Raw genomic sequence first — 21,261 nt, forward strand, 5'->3', positions numbered from 1 at the left:
TATGATCACCCAAGGGGAAACCTGCTGCACAAGGCGGCGGGGTAACTCTCAGGTACAAGGGACAGAGCCTTAGAATACAGCGTGCTACTTGGCATGCCGGTTCTTTGGCCTGTCCTTTTCCTTTTTCCCAAAAAAAAACGAAAAACAGGATTCAAATCGGCGCTGTCATAGCTGCCTTACCATACTTATCTTACGAAAAATCTCTAGATGAAAATTTAAAAATACCCTGGTTCATTGATCCACGATTGTATATTCGGCCGGTTAACGGTCCATGACGAGGTGATTTGATGTCCGATTTGCTTAGAACACCACTCTTCCCACTATATCAGCAATATGAAGGCGTACGGTGCATTGATTTTGGAGGCTGGGAGCTTCCGGTGCAATTCAGCGGAATCCAGAAAGAACATGAAGCGGTGCGTGAGCGTGCTGGACTGTTCGATGTATCCCATATGGGCGAATTCACGGTACAGGGTGAGCAGGCTGAAGCGTTCTTGCAACAAATGACGACCAATGATGTGACCACGCTGGTTCCGGGTCAAGCCCAATACACTCTGATGTGTTATCCAGATGGCGGTGTGGTGGATGATCTGCTCGTGTATAAGCTGGAAGATCAGCATTATATGCTTGTCGTTAACGCCTCCAATATCGATAAGGATTGGGCATGGCTGCAAGAGCACTTGATCCCTGGCGTAAGCATGACCAACGATTCGGAGCAGACGGCACTTCTCGCCCTGCAAGGTCCACTGGCTGTAGATATTATCGGAAAAGTTACAGCTACGGATGTATCCACGATTGAACCGTTTCGTTTTGTGCAGGACGCCGAAGTCTGTGGAATTAAATTGCTGTTGTCCCGTACCGGTTATACCGGTGAAGATGGCTTTGAACTATATGTTCCTGCGGACCAGGCCGCTGCGGTGTGGAATGGATTAATGCAAGCTGGTGAAGGTTACGGACTCGTACCAACCGGACTTGGTGCCCGGGATACGCTGCGCTTTGAAGCGAGGCTCCCCCTGTATGGACAGGAATTGTCGGCAACCATCTCTCCGCTCGAAGCTGGCGTTGGCATGTTTGTGAAGCTGAATGCCGGACCTTTTATCGGATACGAAGCCTTGTTACAGCAAAAAACTGACGGGCCTGCCCGTAAACTGGTCGGCATCGAAGTGCTAGAGCGCGGCATTCCCCGGCCCCACTATCCGATTTACGCCGAAGGCGTACAGATTGGCGAAGTGACTACAGGCACACAATCACCTACATTGAAGCGTAATCTGGGGCTTGCCCTCATCGACAGCAAATACGCTGCGCTGGGAACCCCGCTTGAGATTGAGATCCGCGGCAAGAAGCTGAAAGCCGAGGTCGTGAAGACCCCTTTTCATAAACGGACACGTACGTCAAAGACACCTACTCAAGGAGCTGATCAAGCATGAGCAAGCACCGTTACATTCCCATGACCGAGCAAGATCAGAGCGCCATGCTCGCAACCATCGGTGTGGATACGCTGGAGGATCTGTTCCAGGACATTCCAAAAGAGATTCGTTATCAGGGCGAGCTGCCCGTATCCTCCAAACTCGATGAATATGCGCTGACACGTCACATGTCCAAACAAGCTGGCGCCAACGCCAATTTTGAAACACACGCCAGCTTCCTCGGCGCAGGTATATATGATCATCATGTTCCTTCCGTCATCAATCATGTCATTTCCCGTTCCGAGTTCTACACCGCCTACACACCTTATCAGCCTGAGATCAGCCAAGGTGAACTACAGGCGATTTTCGAATTTCAATCCTACATCTGTGAATTAACCGGTATGGCTGTTGCCAATGCCAGCATGTATGACGGTGCAACTGCCTTTGCGGAAGCAGGAAACTTGGCCGCAGCAGCAACGCGTCGCAAACAGCTCATCGTATCTCGTACCGTTCATCCAGAAGCGCGTCAGGTATTGCAGGCATATGCGCATGGACTTCGTCTGGAGATTGTCGAGATTGGCTATAAGGATGGCGTCACGGACTGGGATGCCCTGCAAGCTGCCATATCGGACGATACCGCAGCGGTCATGATACAGAGCCCGAACTTCTTTGGTGCCGTGGAAAATGTGAAGCAAGCCGCTGACCTCGTGCATGCGCACAAGGGCCTGCTCGTTGTAAGTGCTAACCCGCTATCGCTGGGTCTGCTGGAAGCCCCAGGCAAGCTGGGTGCCGACATCGTTGTTGGCGATGCGCAGCCCCTTGGCATCGCCGCTTCACTCGGCGGCCCGACATGCGGATATTTCGCCGTATCCCAGCCTCATATGCGCCGAATTCCTGGCCGAATCGTAGGCCAGACCACCGATCGCAACGGTAAACGTGGCTTTGTACTCACGCTGCAAGCGCGTGAACAGCATATCCGTCGCGAAAAGGCGACGTCCAACATCTGTTCCAACCAAGCTTTGCTTGCGCTCAGCGCATCTGTATATATGTCCATCATGGGTAAACAAGGCATGATCGATGTCGCGGATCTGAATCTGCAAAAAAGTCATTACACCCTGAATACATTAACTGCGATTTCCGGCGTTAGCCTAACGTTTAATGCACCAACATTTAATGAATTTGTGATTAAACTTCCTGAAGGAACCGACGTGGATGGCCTTCAACTGCAACTGTTGGATGCGGGCTTTATTGGCGGCTACGAACTTGGACGTGATTATCCGGAGCTTGCCGGACATATGTTGATTGCTGTTACCGAACGACGCAGTAAGGAAGAGATTGACGAATTCGCACGAGCATTGGAGGGATCGCTGTGACTCAGGAAACGACGACAACGACAACATCGGTACAAGGACAATCGGAAACAGGCACCTCTTTCTCCACTTCTGCTCAACCTGAGACGGATAAAACATTCCGTGCACAGACCTTATCTCCTGCTCCGGAACAATCATTGATTTTTGAACTCAGCAGTCCTGGACGTGTCGCTTATTCCTTGCCAGAATGTGACGTTCCTCGCCAGTCTGCCGATACGTTGATTCCCCGGGAAATGCTCCGTTCGGAAGTAGCGGCACTGCCGGAAGTGTTCGAGGTAGATGTTATCAGGCACTATACTGCGCTGTCCCGTCGCAACTTCGGTGTAGATAACGGATTTTATCCCCTCGGCTCTTGTACGATGAAATACAATCCAAAGATTAATGAGGATGTAGCCCGTTACAATGGATTCGCCAAAATCCATCCGTACCAACATGAATCCAGCATTCAAGGTGCACTTGAACTGTTATATACGTTGCAAAACGACCTTGCAGGTCTGACAGGTATGGACGCTGTGACCCTGCAACCGGCCGCTGGTGCCCATGGTGAATGGACTGGACTCATGATGATTCGTGCCTACCACGAAGGTCGTGGTGAACAACGTACCAAAGTTATCGTGCCCGATTCTTCTCATGGTACCAACCCGGCAAGTGCAACCGTTGCAGGATTTGAGACTGTGACAATTCCGTCCCGTGCAGATGGACTGGTTGATCTGGACGCACTCCGTGCAGCCGTCGGTTCGGATACAGCAGCATTGATGCTGACAAACCCGAATACACTTGGCTTGTTTGAGAAAGACATTCAGGAAATTGCATCCATCGTGCATCAGGCTGGTGGCTTGTTGTATTACGATGGAGCCAACTCGAATGCCATTATGGGTATTACCCGTCCGGGTGATATGGGCTTTGACGTGGTGCATCTGAACTTGCACAAAACGATGAGTACGCCTCATGGCGGTGGTGGACCCGGTGCCGGACCAGTCGGCGTGAAGAGTCGTCTGATTCCGTTCCTGCCTAAGCCGATGGTCATTAAGAACGAACAGGGCGTATATGCACTGGACCGTGAAGGAGATCAATCCATTGGTCGAGTGAAAGCCTACTACGGCAACTTCGGTATTCTGGTACGTGCCTATGCCTACATTCGCACCTATGGACCGGAAGGTTTACGCCGTGTCTCTGAATGTGCGGTACTGAATGCCAACTATATGATGGCCCGTCTTGCACCTTACTACGAGATTCCATATCCAGGCGTATGTAAACATGAATTCGTCATGTCTGGTCGGGGATTGAAGCAGTATGGTGTACGTACACTGGACGTTGCCAAACGATTGCTTGATTTTGGATATCACCCGCCTACGGTGTACTTCCCGCTCAATGTAGAGGAATGCATCATGATTGAGCCGACGGAAACCGAAAGCAAAGAAACGCTGGATGGATTCATTGATACGATGATACGGATTGCCAAAGAAGCGGAAGAGACACCTGAATTGGTACTGAACGCACCTTACGGTACACCGGTTACTCGTCTTGATGAGACAACCGCGGCCCGCAAACCTGTACTGAACTGCGCTTGCAGTTAAGCACTCAGTGAATTACTAATCCATGCTCTTGCTGATGTTAACTACATCAGTAAGAGCATTTTTTTTGGTTAGACATTACAGGACCTTTCTTCTCGTACTCCCCTTCTAATTCCTATACGTTCAAGAAACAAAAAAAGCCAGTACCCGCTGTAACAGCGGATACCGGCAAAATCACTGCATGAATGCAGCTCATTATCGGAAAAAGAAAAAACCTTAAGTTCCGGAGGAAACCCCGGCAAAATTACGCTTGAATGCTTTGAACCAATTCAACAACTTGTTCAGCTGTTTGCATATCCAGAGCTTTAGCAGCCAGTTCCTGCATATCCGCACGGGACAGCTTGGTGATTTGACTACGAGCTGGCAGAATGGATGTTGCGCTCATGCTGAACTCATCCAATCCAAGACCGAGCAGCAATGGAATTGCTGTTTCGTCTCCTGCCATCTCACCACACATGCCAACCCATTTGCCTTCACGATGCGCTGCATCGATAACCATTTTAACCAAACGCAAAATGGCCGGGTTGTAAGGTTGGTACAGATATGCCACTCGTTCGTTCATACGGTCAGCAGCCATTGTGTATTGAATCAGATCGTTCGTTCCGATACTGAAGAAATCCACTTCTTTGGCAAACTGATCCGCCAGAACTGCAGTCGAAGGAATTTCGACCATGATTCCGAGTTGAATGCTGTCAGAAACAGCAATACCTTCAGCAACCAGCTTCTCTTTCTCTTCGAACAAGACAGCTTTTGCTTCACGGAATTCACCGAGTGTTGCGATCATTGGGAACATGACACGCAGGTTTCCATGTACGCTTGCACGCAGCAATGCACGCAATTGTGTACGGAAGATATCCAGACGGTCCAGACACAGACGAACTGCGCGGAAGCCGAGGAATGGATTCATTTCTTTTGGCAGATCCAGGTATGGAAGCTCTTTGTCTCCACCGATGTCAAGTGTACGAACAACGACAGGTTTGCCTTCCATTTTTTCCAGTACCGCTTTGTAAGCATTATACTGAATATCTTCGGAAGGAAGCTTGTCTCTGCCCATGTACAAGAACTCGGTACGATACAGACCAACAGCCTCGCCACCGTTCTCCAGAACACCCGTTACATCATTTGGTGTACCAATGTTGGCTGCAAGTTCAACGTGAACATTGTCTACCGTTACCGTTGGTTCATCACGAAGTTTTCTCCACTCTGCACGTTGTGCATCATACTGTTCCTGTTTGGTACGGTATTCAGCAATAACTTCATCAGTAGGGTTAACCAGTACGTGACCATCCAGACCGTCAACAATAATCATATCGCCTTGTTTCGCTTGAGCCAGGATGTCCTTGGTTCCAACAACAGCCGGAATTTCAAGAGAGCGAGCCATGATCGCCGAGTGAGAAGTACGTCCACCAATGTTGGTTGCAAAACCTTTAACAAATTGACGGTTCAATTGAGCCGTGTCGGAAGGCGTCAGATCCTCCGCAAGCACGATTACTTCTTCATTGATCTCAGCCGGACTCATGAAGTCGATACCAAGCAAGTGATTTAGCACACGTTTGGTAACGTCACGCATATCTGCTGCACGTTCCTGCAGGTATGCACTCTTCATGTTCTCGAACATGGAGATAAATTGCGATGCCGTTTCGTTCAAAGCAAATTCTGCATTGATCATGTCATCTGCAATTCTAGCTTTAACCGGATCAATCAGTTCCGGGTCATTCAGAATGAGCAAATGCGAAGCAAAAATCTCAGCTTTTTTCTCGCCAAGCTCTTGTAAAGTACGCTCTTTGATCGCCTCAAGCTCAGCCTGGGATTTACCCAGAGCTGAGTCGAGTTTCGCGATCTCTGCGTCAACGTCGTTAATTTGGCGTTTTTCTACAGAGTAATCAGGATGCTCCAAGATAAACGCCTTGGCGATAGCAATACCCGCCGAAGCCGCGATCCCGGAGACATTAAGCATTAATTTCGCCCAACCCTTCGTTAACCATAACGTCAGTCAAAGCTTGAAGAGCTTCAGCTTCGCCTTCGCCTTCAACGATGATGCTGATAGTGTCGCCTTGTTCCAAACCGAGGGAAAGAACGCCCAGGATGGATTTCAACGTTACTTTTTTACCGTTAGCTTCTGCAAAGGATTCTGCACCTTTGAATTTGTTAGCTGTATTAACCAGGGCTGTCGCCGGACGTGCGTGGATACCATCTTCGTCTGTAATTCTGAATGTTTGTTGCATTACAATCATCTCACTTTCAGTAATTTGGTTTAGGCATTGCATATATTTACACTTGCTTGCCATCGTCGTAACACTTCTTATTTTATCTCAATGATTGGCTGATCGCCAACTTTCAGCACTCCACTCTTCTTCAAGGTCACTGTGGAGCCCTCTGGCAGGTTGGTGAAAATAACTGGTGAAATGATCGAAGGAGCGTTTGCTTTGACATACTCCAGATCCACTTCCATAATCGGCTGACCAGCCGATACCAGATCACCTTCCTGCACCAGTACGTTAAAGCCTTGACCTTTCAGCTTCACCGTATTGACACCTATATGAACAAGCACTTCCTTGCCACCGTCAGACATGATACCCACGGCGTGTTTGCTTGGAAATACATTAAACACTTTACCATATACAGGAGAAGTTATTGTGCCATCATGTGGCAAAATAGCGAATCCATCACCTGTCATTTTCTCAGCAAAGACCGGATCAGGTACGTTCGAAATGTCCAGCAACTCACCGTTGACTGGCATTACGATATCCTCAGCAACGATACGTTCGCCTTGCTCACCTTGTGCCTTCTCCTCTTCAGGAGTTGGTTTAGCAGCTACTGGCGTTGGTGCTGGTGTTCGTCCTGCAATAATATCCTGCATTTGAGATTTAATCGTATCGGAACGTGTTCCGAAGATGGCTTGAACATTATTACCCACTTCAAGCACACCAGATGCACCCAATTGTTTCAAACGATCTTTTTTCACATTGGATTTCTCATTCACTTCAATCCGCAAACGAGTAATACAAGCGTCCAGATGTTTGATATTCTCTTTGCCACCAAAAGCTTCGAGAATGTTATGAGGCAGATCATCCGTTGAACCGGAGCCTCCGCCAGACGCTGTTTCAGGCGTTGCCTCTTCGCGTCCTGGTGTTTTGAGATTGAATTTGCGAATGATCAATCGGAAACCGAAGTAGTAGATCACTGCAAGAATCAAGCCGACGATAATCACGTCCCACCAAGGTGTACGGTTCGGAATAATACCGAAGATCAGGAAGTCAATGAACCCACCGGAGAAGGTCATACCGATCTTGACACCCAGAATTTGCATGGTCATGAAAGACAAACCTGCAAAGATACAGTGTACTGCAAACAGGATTGGAGCTACGAACAGGAACGAGAATTCAAGTGGTTCTGTGATCCCTGTCAGGAACGAAGTCAACGCTGCCGAACCCATGATACCTGCAACATACTTTTTGTGTTCTGGTCTTGCTTCATGGTACATCGCAAGAGCAGCCGCTGGCAAACCGAACATCATGAACGGGAATTTACCAACTTGGAACGTTCCCGCTGTGAGGTCTGCACCATCACGTAATTGATTGAAGAAGATCTGCTGGTCTCCACGAATGACGTCTCCAGCTTTGTTTACGTACTCACCGAACTCAAACCAGAATGGGGAGTAGAAAATGTGGTGAAGACCGAACGGAATTAATGACCGTTCCACGACTCCGAAGATGAAGGCCGACAATGTCGGGCTTGTATCTACCATGAAGTGAGACACAGCATTCAATCCATTTTGAATCGGTGGCCAGATAATCACCAGAAGCAACCCGATTAAGAGGGAAACAACCGAAGTGATAATCGGAACAAATCGTTTACCTGCAAAGAAACCCAGGTAAGACGGCAGTTCGATTTTGAAAAATCGATTGTAACACAGCGCGGCGGCGATACCTATGATAATACCTCCGAACACGCCTGTACTTAATGTTGGGATACCCAGGATGCTGGCATAACCCGGTACTTCGCCGATCATTGCCGGGGTAACCCCTACTGCGGTACCCAGTGTGACGTTCATGACCAGATAACCGATGATGGCTGCAAGACCTGCAACCCCTTCGCCACCGGCCAATCCGACGGCTACACCGACGGCGAACAGCAATGCCAGATTATCAAATACGATCTGACCTGCGTTCATCATAATTGTTGCGATCGAGTTCACCCAAGGGGTGTCGAGCGCCGTTACATATTGCAAAAAGTCTGGATTAACCAACATGTTACCAATTCCGAGCAGCAAACCTGCCGCAGGCAGAATGGCTACAGGCAACATGAGAGCTTTACCGACTCTTTGCAATACACCGAAAAGCTTTTTAAACATCGCGTCGTATTCTCCCTTTCGTCTAAGTTGTGTGTCGTGATGCAAGCAAGGGGACACAAAAAAGGCATGAATTAATAAAGTGAACTGTACCAACCTTGGGGTATAGCATACCCTGTACAAGGAAAGAACAATCACACTCTAGTTAACTCATGCCTGATCGAGTCAGTAACACGTCGCTTTTGTTTATTCAGTTGCTTGATTACGGAGACCATTGTAGCACCAGTTCTAATCCATTGCAAGCCTTTACAGCAAAAAAATCAATCCCGCATTCCATCATTGGAATGATTTCACTTATTCTCTTCTTCTTTCCGCTGATACAGCCGTTGAAGATGTATGGTCAGATAGCCTACTTCCGCAGGATAAACAGGCAGACTCAGCCTTTTCTCCATCACTTTGGTCAGCTTCCATGCAAGCGAGTACATTTCGGGGTACTCCAACTTAAGCAGCGAATCCAATTTATGAAGTTCTTCGACTTTGTCTCCACGTCGAACACGCTCAAGTGCGAATCGAAGATGAGTCAGCAAACGGGAGTAGTCAAGCGATTCCGTTTCAAACGAATAATCGAGTTGGTCGGACACCAGGCTCACCAAATCGGTGATCAGCTGTGAGTGTTCACGTACCTGGGATATATTCTGGTTGGTCATTGCGCTATAGATATGAAGGGCAACAAAACCAATCTCGTCCATCCCCAAATCTACACCCATTTTCTCCTTGATCAGACGAACAGCGTATTCTCCCATCCGATATTCTTCAGGGTAGATCTCACGAGTTTCATATAAAAACGGGTTCTGTATGACAATTCCTTGCTCCTTGCGTTTTAATGCGAAAGAAATATGATCGGTTAATGCAATATGGATATGTTCATTCAGCGGAACGTCCGTACGCTCTGCAATATACGTAATGACTTCGTTAATAATCTCGATCAACGCTTCATCCACCTGTGGAAGAAGCTGCTTGTACTGCTCTTGCTCTTGCTGGTTTCTTAAAATGAACATCTTCTCTACAGCCATCAGTGGAATAATGTCATTGGTTTTCCTGTTGAAGCCGATGCCTTTACCAATCACGACGACTTCCCCATGTTCAGGATGTTGTGCGATGATTACATTATTATTTAGCGCTTTGGCTACATGCAGGCTACTCAAAGTTTGCACCTCTTTTTCACACCATCTTAGATGTGATAAGTCACACCCTAGTTAAGAACGAAAAGACATCCGGAGCAGGCAAATCGCGCCGGACGTCTCGCTTAAAAAGTAACAAAAATTCGCCTTAAGGTCAATAGAGCAACCATGCAACATTCGAAGTGCTTCTTACTCGTCAACCCCAGCTCTTTCCACAATCTTGTCGATTATCGAAGGAGTTGTAACTGCCTCGCTCTGTTGGATGGCAACCGGCGCAGGTGTTTTGGTCTTGGTAAGGCCTTTAATCAGCTGTTCTACATCGATGCCGGATACGCTCTTGAGCATCTCTGGTGCCGTAGCCATTAACTCGGTAACATAGTTACTAACCCGCGTGGCACCTTCACCTTTACCTGTATCTACCACAGTCAGTTTATCAATGGATGCAATTGGCTCTGCAATTTTGCCAGCCAGTTCAGGCAACATTTTGACAATGATATCGAGTACAGCCGCTTCGCCAAACTTCTGGAACGCCTCGGCCAGTTTTTCCTTCGCTTCTGCTTCCGCAAGACCACGTAGACGAATAACCTCTGCATCTGCTGTACCTTTGGCAAGTTCCGCATCCGCCATAGCCTGACCTTCAAGTCGCTTCTGTTCAGCGGTTGCCTTGGCATGCGTTTCGATCGAGTACTGTACCGCATCGGCTTCACGCATTCTCTTGGCTTTATCCGCTTCAGCCGCCTGCTCCACCGCATAACGATCCGCTTCGGCCTTTTTCTTCACTTCAGCGTCATATTGCTTCTCACGTACGACGATTTCTTTTTCTTGCAGATCGATCTCACGTTCTTTACGAACGAGTTCAACCTTCATTTCTTCTTCCACCACGGTCTGTCTCGCACGAGCTTCATGGATATGGTAAGCCTGGTCAGCTTCCGCTTTGGCTGTATCCTGATCCCGCTTAAACGTGGCAACTTTCAGTTCTTTCTCTTTGGCTGCCTCAGCGATATTGGTATCCCGCAGCAACTCCGCTTTTTGACCCTGTTCTTCCGCGTTGGCCTTCTGAATACGTGCATCACGCATCGCTTCCGCTTCAGCTATCTCGGCATCACGCTTCACAGCAGCAATTCTCGGTTTACCGAGAGCATCCAGGTAGCCCTGTTTGTCACGAACATCCTTGATGGTAAATGAGACAATTTGAAGGCCCATTTTCTTCAAATCTCTAGCTGCTACGCCTTGAACCTCTTGCGCAAACCGATCCCGGTTCCGGTATACTTCTTCCACCGTCATTGTACCGAGGATGGCCCGCAAATGCCCCTCCAGTACCTCCTGTGCTTCGCTTCTCAGCGCTTCTACAGGTTTACCGATGAATTGCTCAGCTGCCGTAGCAACGTCCTCTACAGCGCCCCCAACCTTGATAATAGCGACACCGTCAGCAATAACCGGAACACCTTGTTCCGTGTACACTTCAGGTGTGGAGACATCCAGCTTGTGGGACAATAAGGAGATAAACTCGGATTGCTGGAACACTGGCAGGATAAATGCACCGCCACCACGAACAATCTTAATTTTTCGGCCAGAATCATCATCGGAAATATTTTTGCTACCCAGGAATGATCCCGTAACGATCATCGCCTCATCCGGTCCAACCGTTTTGTATCTCGCCCAGAAAGCCAAACCTAAAATTAGAATGACTCCGACCACAACTATAGGAATCAATAAAACATCCCAATTCAAATTCAAATTATCCATTCCACATCTCTCCCCTTATTCATTCATGATGAGTGCTTAAACTACTTAGGTGATTAGAATACTTTATAAATCTTTAAGTACATTTTCATCCCATTCCGACACACGCAGCACGCCATCTACAACATCCACAACAACAACACGCGCTCCCGCCGCAATGGGGAGGTGTTCAAAGCTGGATGCTGTCTGAATCGTACTACCGGAAGCAAAACGAATCATCACTTCACCAAAACCTTTTTCCGGCACCGGAATGGTAATTTCCCCAATTTTCCCGGATAACTCTTTCATTGAAAATGCAATCGAGACATCGCTGTTACGCATCGGTTTGATATATGCGAAGAATACCAGCATGGCTGCAGCAATACCTATAAGCAGGGATAATATTAGACCCGACATCGCACTTAATGAACTGTAACGTGTCAGCATAATGCCTGCCCCACCAAAGGTTGTAATGGAACCAGCTAACACAACGGGTTTAAAAAAATCAAGACCTGGCATTTCGAAGGCTCCGTCCAGCAAGCCATCAATCAAGTCACCCAGCACAAGGCTGACAACCGCAAATATTGCTCCTCCGATTAGACACCCCCAATAAATCGTCTCCATCCCCTGTTCCTCCTCTCCTCTGCCGCAAATTCATCCTAACTGGGCATTCCACATGTAAATAAATACGTAACTAACCTCAAAATGTTTCAAAATCTTTCCTCAAATGTATTCTGGAGCCGATAATGGGTATTATCACGACATTCTGTTCTTCTTGCTTCTTGTTCCTCCATCATTCACGTGTACAGCCCGAATACATGAAAAAACCGCAAGCCTCCATGAAGGAGACTTGCGGTTTTTGGACAACAGCATGTGTCTGTTCACTTATCAGTGATAATTGAATTACAGAGAAGCCTTGTAGATGGATACAACATCTTCCCGTTGCAATTTCTTGAAGTTACCAAATGGGCCGAACAACATGGCTTTATCAGCCATAACATCAATTTGGCTATCATCGATATCATAATCAGCCAAACGGTTAGGAGCACCAATGGATGTCCAGAATTTGCTGAGTGCATCAATGCCTTCTTCGGCAATCTGTCTGTCCGACTTACCTTCAGGACTCACTTCAAACACATTGATCGCGAGACGTTTGAATCGGTCCACATTGACATCCAGGTTATGTTTCATCCAGTGCGGGAACAAGATCGCCAGTCCGCCCCCATGTGGGATATCATACACTGCGGATACCGCGTGTTCGATATTATGTGTTGCCCAGTCTCCTGCGAGACCCATATTCAGCACGCCATTCAGTGCCATTGTTCCGCAATACAAAATCGTTTCACGCAGTTCATAGTTCTCCAGATCTTCAACCAGACGTGGTGCTGCTTCCATTACGGTACGCAGAATCGTCTCACAGAAGCCGAGTTGAACCGGCGTGTTGGCATCCAGATGGAAGTAATGCTCCAATACGTGGGACATCATGTCAACCATACCGTATACCGTTTGGTCTAGCGGAACAGTGTATGTATTCACCGGATCCAGGATGGAGAATGCAGGGAATGAATATGCGCTGCCCCAGCCCAGTTTTTCTTGTGTATCCTGATTGGTAATAACAGAACCAGAGTTCATCTCTGAACCCGTTGCTGCCATCGTCAATACGGTACCAAGTGGAAGAGCGTCTTGTGCAACAGCTTTACGCTGAGCAAAATCCCACATGTCGCCATCATATTTAGCACCTACAGCAATAGCTTTGGAGCAGTCCAGTACACTACCGCCACCTACAGCGAGAATCAGGTCGATGTTATTTGTTTTGCAGAGGTCTACCCCTTTATGCACCGTAGAAAGACGCGGGTTCGGTTCAACGCCTGCCAGTTCAGTCACTTCTGCTCCAGCTTCCTTAAGCAAACCGATCACTTGATCGTACAGTCCACTGCGTTTAATACTGCCGCCACCATATACAAGCAGAACCCGTTTACCGTATTTCGGCACCTCTGTTTTCAATGCTTCCAGTTGTCCTTTGCCGAAAATCAGTCGGGTTGGATTATAGAATTGGAAAGATCTCATATCTATTGTCGCCTCCAATGGAGTTTAGAATTTTAGTGCAACTCCAATTATAGTACCCCGTTTATAGAAAAACAAATCGATAGCCACTCACTTTATATCAACCCGTTAATCTCCAAATGGGCTCTAAACATCTCGCTTGTGGAAGGCAAATCCTCAGAGCCCACCCATGTTTCAGCCGACCATAATCCAGCTTGTTTGAATGCTCGCGGACAATGGATAAAGCATTCTTCCACATCAACTATGACAGCCGCACCAATCGTTTTACCGGTCCAGCCCATACTGGCGATAAATTCTTCATCCTTGGTAATGGACGCTGTACCATTAATGCGCAGCACTTCATTCAGACCCGGAATCAAAAAGAGCATTCCGATACCAGGGTTAGACAAGATGTTTAACAAGGAGTCTATCCGCCGATTGCCTGGCCGTTCGGGATAGACGAGCCGGTATGTATCATATACTTTTACGAATCCTGCTCCGTCGCCCCGTGGTGACACATCACTCTTTCCATCACGATCGGACGTGGAGAGGAAAAATAATGGTGACATGGATACAAAGTTCTGAACATGTGAATCCACAAATGAGATTGCCTTGTAACGCACATGTTCATGCGGTTCACCCACCATGCTTTGCAGTTCTTCTGCGTCTGTAATCAACGGAATATTCAATGCCTTCTTTTCCAAATCATTACCCCCATTCCCTCAATTCATTGTGGTTCTCTAAGACTTCTCCCTATTATAACTGGCCCGGAAGTTCATTCCAATGCGCATAAATGACAAGAACACCAGCCCTTACATGGGGCTGATGTTCATCGTTATACCTGTTTATTCAGTGTATCCCATGCTGCTTACAAAACGACGGAAAGCTTGGCGTCCTGCTTCATCATATTTGTAGACACCTGCATGCTCCAGAATCTCGGCAAATTTCAAGCCGACTTCTTGCTGTACAATGGCAACGGCTTGTTCTTTGTCCAAGTTAGGACCAAACCGTTCAATCAATTCTTCCGCCCAGCCCAGATGCTTGTTCAACACATGATCAGAAGCTTTCGCTGCTTCAGCAAGCTTGGCATCGCCAGCGAGGATATCCGCGATACTGTCCAGCTCTTCTTTCAAACGACCTGGCAGGATTGCAAGCCCCATCACTTCGATCAGACCAATGTTTTCTTTCTTCAGATGGTGCATTTCACGGTGCGGATGGAAGATGCCTTCAGGATGCACATCATTCGTACGATTGTTACGCAATACGAGATCCATCTCGTAGCCACCGTCTGCACTACGACGAACGATTGGTGTTACCGTATTGTGTGGTACTTGCTCCCCGTCCACTTCACTGAACGCTTCGATATCCACAGCTGAATCACTGTAGACCTTCCACGCTTCATATACAGCGTTACCTGCTTCAAGCAGCTCTGCAGGATCGTGTGAAGCCAGACGCATCACAGACATTGGCCATTTTACAAGACTCAGTGTAAGTCCGGGTGCATCGCCATGACGGAAGACCGCTTCAGGCTGTGCATTTTGAATGGCGAATGTATGACGACCACCTTGGAAATGGTCATGTGTCAGAATCGATCCACCTACGATCGGCAGATCCGCGTTAGATCCGATAAAGTAATGCGGGTACTCCCCAACAAAGGCAAGCAACCTGCGCAGGGTATCCTTTGTCAGTTTCATCGGCACATGATCATGATGGAAAATGATGCAGTGCTCGTTGTAGTACACATACGGCGAGTATTGGAACAACCAAGGCTCGCTGTTAAGCTCCAGCGGAATGACTCTCAGATTCTGGCGGGCCGGGTGATTCACCCGACCAGCATAGCCTACATTTTCACGACACAACTGGCATTTAGGATATACCGGAGGCGGAAGCAATTTCGCCATGGCAATTTCCTTGGGACTTTTCTCCGGCTTCGACAGGTTGATGGTAATCTCCATGTCTCCATAGGCGGTGTCCTGTGTCCAGTAGACGTTCTTCGCGATCCGATCCATCCGAATGTAGTTGGAGTTAATCGACAAGTCATAGAATTGAGATGTGGCCGCCTCAATGCCTTCCGTCTGCTCCGTGTGGCGGAATGCGCGAACCACTTCGGATGGGCGTGCCATCAAATGACCCATGATTTTGGCATCCAGCAAATCACGGAACGTATCGCTATTTTCAGGAATAAGTCCAATCGTGAATCCATAATCAATCAACGTATCCAGCATCGCCTGTGGGCCATCGGGCACTGTCGTGTCCAGTTCTCCGGCATAGGGCTCTGAGAATCCGAATTGTTCCAGCAGAAGGTTGCGGCTATAATCCCAATCCGCTTCCTCGATTAATTGTTTCTGCAAGGCAAATGCAACCAGACGTTCAATGGCATGCAGTGCTTCCTGCTGCTCCGGTGTCCGCTCTGTGGCACCTGCTGCAATATGAGTCTGTGACATAAGGTGTTCGCCTCCTAGTTTTTTCCGTAGCCGTCAGGACGTGATTGGTGCCAGCTCCAAGCGCTTTGAATGACATCTTCCAGATTGGTCCATTTCGGATTCCAGCCCAGGACAGATCTCGCTTTTGCAGATGAAGCTACCAGCACAGCCGGATCACCTGCACGACGTGGCTCCTGTACAACCGGGATATCGAGGCCAGTCACTTTTTTAGCTGTTTCGATCACTTGTTTCACCGAGAATCCTGTACCATTACCGAGGTTGAACACATTACTGTTCTCACCTTTGCGAAGATAATCTACTGCACGCAGATGCGCATCAGCCAAGTCGCTCACGTGGATATAGTCACGGATACATGTTCCGTCTTCTGTAGCATAGTCGTCACCAAACACGGCAATGTGCGGACGTTGTTTCAAAGCCGTTTGCAGCACCAGTGGAATCAGGTGACTCTCTGGCTGGTGATCTTCACCAATTTTACCGCTGTCATGAGCACCAGCTGCATTGAAGTAACGCAGGGAAACGTATTTGATATCCTGAACTTTATCGAACCATGACATCATGCGTTCCATCATCAGCTTTGTTTCGCCATATACGTTGGTCGGCTCTGTACGATCACTTTCTTCGATTGGCACTTTCTCAGGCTCACCGTAGGTAGCTGCTGTAGAGGAGAAGACGATGCGGCGTACGTTCGCTGCATTCATCGCTTCCAAGAGACAGAGTGTACCAAACACGTTGTTGTCATAATATTTAACCGGGTCTTTCATACTCTCGCCTACAAGTGAGTTGGCCGCAAAGTGAATGACTGCATCGATTGAATTTTCAGCGAACAGCTTCGCCAGAATTTCTTTGTCACGCAGATCCCCTTCATACAACTTACCACCGAGCAACGCCTCACGATGCCCTGTCTGCAAGTTATCCAGTACGACAACCTCTTCCCCACGTTCCAACAATGCTGCTACCGTATGAGATCCAATATAACCTGCTCCACCTGTCACCAAAATTGCCATTTTACTTCGCCTCCTTCAATTCTTTAACACCGTCACCTACGCCGCACACATAAAAATCACCTTTGAGACGGGTACGCGCTTCATATGCAGCGCCCACTTCGCTTACAAAACGCTCGACATCATCTTCATGCACAAGCGATACGGTACAACCGCCAAATCCTGCGCCAGTCATCCGGGCACCGAGCGTACCTGGAATCCGCTGAGCTTCTTCGACCATAACATCCAGCTCATCACAGCTTACTTCATACAAGTCGCGAAGCGATTCATGAGAAGCGTTCATCAGCTTGCCGAAGGTTTCCAGATCATTGCCTTGTAATGCTTCGACCGATGCGAGCACACGTGCGTTCTCTTCCACGACATGCTGTGCACGCTGTCTTACTTTCTCATCCTTGATCTGATCCTGTAGCGTTACGAACTGCTCTGGCGTCAATTGAGCCAGGTAATTCAGTGCAGGCAGCTGTTCCTTCAAGATGGCAAGTGCCTGCTCGCATTGGGAGCGACGTTCATTGTATGCCGAATCCACCAGACCACGACGTTTGTTCGTGTTACCGATGACCAATTTGTAGGAACCTGTGCGGAAAGGAACCTTTTCATATTCCAGTGTGTCACACATCAGCAGAATCGCGTGATCCTGAGCACCGTTTGCGACAGCGAACTGATCCATGATCCCACAGTTGACACCTACAAACTCATTCTCCGCTTTCTGGGACAGAAGTGCCAGTTGAACCGTATCAATATCCGTTACGCCCTCCAGAGACTGAATCGCGAATCCGGTGAGTACCTCCAGAGATGCAGACGATGAAAGTCCTGCCCCGTTCGGAATCTCCCCATGGTACAGGAAGTCGTACCCTTTCGTTACATTCACACCTTTGCCTTGCAATTCAACCATGACACCAACAGGATAGTCGATCCATTCTCCGGTTTTCTCTTTACCGATGGTGGAAGTATCCAGTGCTCCTTCATAAGACATGTTCGTGGAAGCCAGTTGCAACTTGTTGTCCTGACGCTCACGGATAATTAATGTAGTTCCGAATTCAAGTGCTGCCGGAAGCACGTATCCACCATTATAGTCAATGTGCTCACCGATCAGATTCACACGCCCAGGGGCATGAAATACACGGATGTCCGCTCCACTCTCTCCGTACTTCTCAATAAACTTTTGTTTCAATTCAGTTACGTTCACTGCTGGTGCACCTCGCCTCGTTGTTGTGGTTTTCTTAATGTTATTATATAGGAAAGCGATCCCTCTTGTAATGCAACCATGTGTGTTTCATATGGATAAATGTGACCTTAAGGCGTATAATGATCGGAGCATCCCGGAAAGAAGGAAACGACCATGGCAGACACATCCAACTCCAAGAAAGACCCTCTTGCATCTTCTATAGATAAAATACAGGAATCACCTTCCGGTAAAAGTGGAGCGCTCAGTTATTCGGTTGCCTCCAATCCCGTCTATTATGAACAAGGGGCACTGCATGTCCTGTTTGCCGGAGCAAGCCAGACACTTCCCGGTCACGCCCTCGGACCCAAACTCTTTGATTATTATCTGCTGCATTATGTAGAAAAAGGGGCAGGTACGTTCCGTACCGAACTGCACACCTACGAGTTATCCGCAGGTGATTGCTTCCTTATTCATCCCGGTCAACTGGTGAGCTACCAGTCACATGCCCGCAACCCATGGCAATACCGCTGGATCGCCTTCACGGGCAGTCAGGCTGCCCAGCATGCCGAGGAGGCCGGATTCCGCCCGGAGAAGTCCGTTTTTCATGCCGGACCCTCTTGTGGAATTTCCGATTGGCTATCCGTGATGCAGGATGCTTTTGCCGAGCGCAAAGAAAGCTCCCATTTTACATCACTGGGTACGTTATATATGATTCTAGCCGAAGCGCAAAATCACCTTTCGCAGGGCCAAACCTTAATTCCAGGTGAATCCTCCATCCGACGTACGGTGAAACAGATGATTCAATATATGTCTACCCAATATGCCTACCCTGTCTCCATTGAACAAATGTCCGCGAGTCTCGGGTACAACCGTGCGTATCTATCCCGTATTTTCAAACAGGAAACCGGACTTTCGCCAGTCACTTATCTGCTGAAACTGCGGATCGACAAGTCGCGCCAACTCCTAAGGGAACGCCCGGATCTGTCCATCGAACAGGTATCTGCATCGGTAGGACTGCCTGACGCACTATACTTCTCCAAACAGTTCAAACGATTTCATGGTGAAGCGCCCAGCTTGTATCGAGAAAAAATACTGTCCCGCCCGCCACATCAAGGGTTACAGAAGAACGCTCAACACAACAAACGGTAAAACAACATGACGGACGGAACCATATACGACAAAAAAGGTGCATTCCGCCATTATGGCTAAGATGCACCTTTTGCACTTTATTTATTTGTCATCAGGCTCCGGAGACAGAATGGATTCAATCCGTTCCAATTCCTCTGTAGAGAAATCCAATTGGCTGAGTGCAGCCACATTCTCTTCGATCTGGGAAGGACGGCTTGCACCAATCAGCGCAGAAGTTACTCTGCCATTACGTAGCACCCAGGAGAGTGCAAATTGGGCCAAGCTCTGACCACGGGCTGCTGCAATCTGGTTCAGTGCACGCACTTTGCGTAGCGTCTCTGGAGAGATGTTATTCTCATTCAGGAATACCGACGGACCTTTGGCACGTGAGTCCTCCGGGATACCATTCAAGTATTTGTTCGTGAGCACACCTTGTGCCAATGGACAGAATGCAATACTGCCTGTTCCGTACTCATCCAGCACATCCTGCAAACCATCTTCAATCCAGCGCTCCAGCAGCGAGTATTTCGGTTGGTGGATTAACAATGGCGTACCCAGACCTTTCAGAATTTCGGCGGCCTGTCTTGTCTGCTCTGCGGGATAGTTGGAGATTCCTACATAGAGGGCTTTGCCCGAGCGAACAATATGATCCAGTGCCATCATCGTTTCTTCCAAAGGCGTTTCGGGATCATACCGATGTGAATAGAAAATGTCTACATAGTCCAGGCCCATACGCTTCAAGCTTTGATTCAGACTGGATACCAGATTTTTACGTGAACCCCACTCGCCATAAGGCCCGGGCCACATATAATATCCCGCTTTGGTGGAGATCACAAGTTCATCACGATAAGGTTTCAGATCCTGAGCCAGTACCTGTCCAAAAAGCTGCTCTGCCGAACCTGCCGGTGGGCCATAGTTGTTGGCAAGGTCAAAATGTGTAATGCCCAGATCAAATGAACGGGTAATCATATTACGACCGTTCTCGGCATTGTTAATACCGCCAAAATTATGCCACAGCCCCAGTGAAATCGCTGGCAATTTCAAACCTGAACGCCCAACGCGGTTATATTTCATCGTTTCATAGCGAGAATCGCTTGCTACGTAGACCATTATGAATCCCTTCTTTCCCCAGGTTCCGCCTCTGTTGTCCGGTCTATGCCGGAGAATGCGGTTATTCAGTCCATGCGTTTAACCAAGAAGCTGGTCCACATTATTCATTACCTCACCAATTGGCTCTGTAATCAGCAAATCAGCCCGACGGTCGTAAGCGGTAGGTGTGGCGTTAAGAAGAACGGTATGTTTCCCCTGAAAATACGTAATTAACTGGGCCGCTGGATATACCGTAAGTGACGTGCCTCCCACGAGTAATAGATCTGCAGAAGACAGTGCATCAATGGAACGATACAATGTCGTCTGATCCAGCTCCTCTTCGTACAGCACCACATTTGGCTTGATCACACCACCACATGCGGTACAGCGTGGTACGGTATCTTGGGATTGTATAATTTCATTCAGTGTATAAAACTGTTTGCAATCCATACAGGCGTTACGATGAACTGAGCCGTGAAGCTCAAAGACGTTACTGCTGCCTGCCTTCTGATGCAGTCCATCAATATTTTGCGTGATGACTGCCTGAAGCTTCCCCTCCTGCTCCAGACGGGCCAACAGTCGATGACACCCATTCGGTTCCGCATCTGGATGAAGCATTTTGCCACGATAAAAATCATAAAAAATATCGGCATGTTGATCAAAAAAGTGTCGGCTTAACAACTCTTCCGGTGGATAAGGTGAATGCTGCTCCGTCTGATACAGACCCGCAGCCGAGCGGAAGTCGGGAATCCCGCTTTCTGTTGAAGTCCCGGCCCCTCCGAAAAAAACAATACGGGAGCTTTCCTGAATCCAGGCAGCCAGTTGTTCTGTTGCGTTCATCCTCTCTCCT

17 protein-coding genes are annotated in these 21,261 nt (G+C 48.2%); 4 read left to right on the top strand and 13 right to left on the bottom strand.

Annotation, left to right across the window (positions count from 1 at the left end):
* Positions 1-287 precede the first annotated feature (287 nt).
* The 3 genes from gcvT to gcvPB all read left to right on the top strand — a co-directional run bounded on the left by gcvT (position 288) and on the right by gcvPB (position 4,350).
* A complete protein-coding gene (gene gcvT / locus NYE45_RS22820; RefSeq protein ID WP_340014135.1) occupies positions 288-1,424 on the top strand; it encodes a glycine cleavage system aminomethyltransferase GcvT in 1,137 nt (378 codons plus the stop codon).
* Positions 1,421-2,776 (top strand): aminomethyl-transferring glycine dehydrogenase subunit GcvPA, encoded by a 1,356-nt coding sequence (gene gcvPA / locus NYE45_RS22825; protein WP_340014136.1) that lies wholly within the window; start codon positions 1,421-1,423, stop codon positions 2,774-2,776. The genes gcvT and gcvPA overlap by 4 nt, the downstream gene beginning before the upstream one ends.
* A 134-nt stretch (positions 2,777-2,910) precedes the next feature.
* Entirely contained in the window at positions 2,911-4,350 is a 1,440-nt protein-coding gene (gene gcvPB, locus NYE45_RS22830; RefSeq protein ID WP_340017426.1) for an aminomethyl-transferring glycine dehydrogenase subunit GcvPB, read from the top strand.
* 241 nt (positions 4,351-4,591) lie between these two features.
* On the opposite strand, the gene ptsP is transcribed toward gcvPB, so the two are convergent.
* The 11 genes from ptsP to NYE45_RS22885 all read right to left on the bottom strand — a co-directional run bounded on the left by ptsP (position 4,592) and on the right by NYE45_RS22885 (position 18,215).
* Positions 4,592-6,304 carry a phosphoenolpyruvate--protein phosphotransferase gene (gene ptsP / locus NYE45_RS22835; RefSeq protein WP_340014137.1) on the bottom strand — a complete coding sequence of 571 codons (1,713 nt, stop codon included), beginning with the start codon at positions 6,302-6,304 and terminating at the stop codon, positions 4,592-4,594.
* Positions 6,297-6,572, bottom strand: a complete 276-nt coding sequence (locus NYE45_RS22840) for an HPr family phosphocarrier protein (RefSeq protein ID WP_036617010.1) — start codon at positions 6,570-6,572, stop codon at positions 6,297-6,299. The genes ptsP and NYE45_RS22840 overlap by 8 nt, the downstream gene beginning before the upstream one ends.
* Before the next feature lie 77 nt (positions 6,573-6,649).
* Positions 6,650-8,701 (bottom strand): glucose-specific PTS transporter subunit IIBC, encoded by a 2,052-nt coding sequence (ptsG, locus tag NYE45_RS22845; RefSeq protein ID WP_264928674.1) that lies wholly within the window; start codon positions 8,699-8,701, stop codon positions 6,650-6,652.
* 287 nt (positions 8,702-8,988) lie between these two features.
* Positions 8,989-9,843 (bottom strand): PRD domain-containing protein, encoded by an 855-nt coding sequence (locus NYE45_RS22850; RefSeq protein WP_062835850.1) that lies wholly within the window; start codon positions 9,841-9,843, stop codon positions 8,989-8,991.
* 165 nt (positions 9,844-10,008) lie between these two features.
* Positions 10,009-11,565: a flotillin family protein gene (locus NYE45_RS22855; RefSeq protein WP_062835851.1), complete on the bottom strand. Its 1,557-nt coding sequence runs from the start codon at positions 11,563-11,565 to the stop codon at positions 10,009-10,011.
* A gap of 63 nt (positions 11,566-11,628) precedes the next feature.
* A complete protein-coding gene (locus NYE45_RS22860) occupies positions 11,629-12,165 on the bottom strand; it encodes a hypothetical protein (RefSeq protein WP_017686844.1) in 537 nt (178 codons plus the stop codon).
* A gap of 279 nt (positions 12,166-12,444) precedes the next feature.
* Positions 12,445-13,608 carry an iron-containing alcohol dehydrogenase gene (locus NYE45_RS22865; protein WP_340014138.1) on the bottom strand — a complete coding sequence of 388 codons (1,164 nt, stop codon included), beginning with the start codon at positions 13,606-13,608 and terminating at the stop codon, positions 12,445-12,447.
* 92 nt (positions 13,609-13,700) lie between these two features.
* Positions 13,701-14,288 carry an MSMEG_1061 family FMN-dependent PPOX-type flavoprotein gene (locus NYE45_RS22870; RefSeq protein WP_340014140.1) on the bottom strand — a complete coding sequence of 196 codons (588 nt, stop codon included), beginning with the start codon at positions 14,286-14,288 and terminating at the stop codon, positions 13,701-13,703.
* 141 nt (positions 14,289-14,429) lie between these two features.
* Entirely contained in the window at positions 14,430-16,028 is a 1,599-nt protein-coding gene (locus NYE45_RS22875; protein ID WP_340014141.1) for a UDP-glucose--hexose-1-phosphate uridylyltransferase, read from the bottom strand.
* Between the two features lie 14 nt (positions 16,029-16,042).
* Positions 16,043-17,032, bottom strand: coding sequence for a UDP-glucose 4-epimerase GalE (gene galE, locus NYE45_RS22880; protein WP_017686840.1), 990 nt, complete (start codon positions 17,030-17,032; stop codon positions 16,043-16,045).
* A gap of 1 nt (position 17,033) precedes the next feature.
* Positions 17,034-18,215, bottom strand: a complete 1,182-nt coding sequence (locus NYE45_RS22885; protein WP_340014143.1) for a galactokinase — start codon at positions 18,213-18,215, stop codon at positions 17,034-17,036.
* Positions 18,216-18,368: 153 nt separating this feature from the next.
* Here NYE45_RS22885 and NYE45_RS22890 point away from each other — a divergent pair, with 153 nt between their 5' ends.
* Complete coding sequence (locus NYE45_RS22890) at positions 18,369-19,343, top strand: AraC family transcriptional regulator (RefSeq protein ID WP_339166899.1); 975 nt, start codon at positions 18,369-18,371, stop codon at positions 19,341-19,343.
* 81 nt (positions 19,344-19,424) lie between these two features.
* Here NYE45_RS22890 and mgrA read toward each other — a convergent pair whose 3' ends face one another.
* A complete protein-coding gene (gene mgrA / locus NYE45_RS22895) occupies positions 19,425-20,432 on the bottom strand; it encodes an L-glyceraldehyde 3-phosphate reductase (RefSeq protein WP_076333654.1) in 1,008 nt (335 codons plus the stop codon).
* Between the two features lie 78 nt (positions 20,433-20,510).
* On the bottom strand, positions 20,511-21,251 hold the full coding sequence (locus tag NYE45_RS22900; RefSeq protein ID WP_340014145.1) for an NAD-dependent protein deacylase: 741 nt from the start codon (positions 21,249-21,251) through the stop codon (positions 20,511-20,513).
* Between the last annotated feature and the right edge of the window lie 10 nt (positions 21,252-21,261).

It is taken from the genome of Paenibacillus sp. FSL K6-1318, assembly GCF_037976905.1.
Lineage (GTDB): Bacteria > Bacillota > Bacilli > Paenibacillales > Paenibacillaceae > Paenibacillus > Paenibacillus amylolyticus_A.

Excerpts from the sequence above, each read along its gene's own strand:
- gcvT (WP_340014135.1), top strand. The coding sequence starts at position 288 with ATGTCCGATTTGCTTAGAACACCACTCTTCCCACTATATCAGCAATAT.
- gcvPA (WP_340014136.1), top strand. The coding sequence starts at position 1,421 with ATGAGCAAGCACCGTTACATTCCCATGACCGAGCAAGATCAGAGCGCC.
- ptsP (WP_340014137.1), bottom strand. The coding sequence starts at position 6,304 with ATGCTTAATGTCTCCGGGATCGCGGCTTCGGCGGGTATTGCTATCGCC.
- NYE45_RS22840 (WP_036617010.1), bottom strand. The coding sequence starts at position 6,572 with ATGCAACAAACATTCAGAATTACAGACGAAGATGGTATCCACGCACGT.
- ptsG (WP_264928674.1), bottom strand. The coding sequence starts at position 8,701 with ATGTTTAAAAAGCTTTTCGGTGTATTGCAAAGAGTCGGTAAAGCTCTC.
- NYE45_RS22855 (WP_062835851.1), bottom strand. The coding sequence starts at position 11,565 with ATGGATAATTTGAATTTGAATTGGGATGTTTTATTGATTCCTATAGTT.
- NYE45_RS22860 (WP_017686844.1), bottom strand. The coding sequence starts at position 12,165 with ATGGAGACGATTTATTGGGGGTGTCTAATCGGAGGAGCAATATTTGCG.
- NYE45_RS22865 (WP_340014138.1), bottom strand. The coding sequence starts at position 13,608 with ATGAGATCTTTCCAATTCTATAATCCAACCCGACTGATTTTCGGCAAA.
- NYE45_RS22875 (WP_340014141.1), bottom strand. The coding sequence starts at position 16,028 with ATGTCACAGACTCATATTGCAGCAGGTGCCACAGAGCGGACACCGGAG.
- galE (WP_017686840.1), bottom strand. The coding sequence starts at position 17,032 with ATGGCAATTTTGGTGACAGGTGGAGCAGGTTATATTGGATCTCATACG.
- NYE45_RS22890 (WP_339166899.1), top strand. The coding sequence starts at position 18,369 with ATGGCAGACACATCCAACTCCAAGAAAGACCCTCTTGCATCTTCTATA.
- mgrA (WP_076333654.1), bottom strand. The coding sequence starts at position 20,432 with ATGGTCTACGTAGCAAGCGATTCTCGCTATGAAACGATGAAATATAAC.
- NYE45_RS22900 (WP_340014145.1), bottom strand. The coding sequence starts at position 21,251 with ATGAACGCAACAGAACAACTGGCTGCCTGGATTCAGGAAAGCTCCCGT.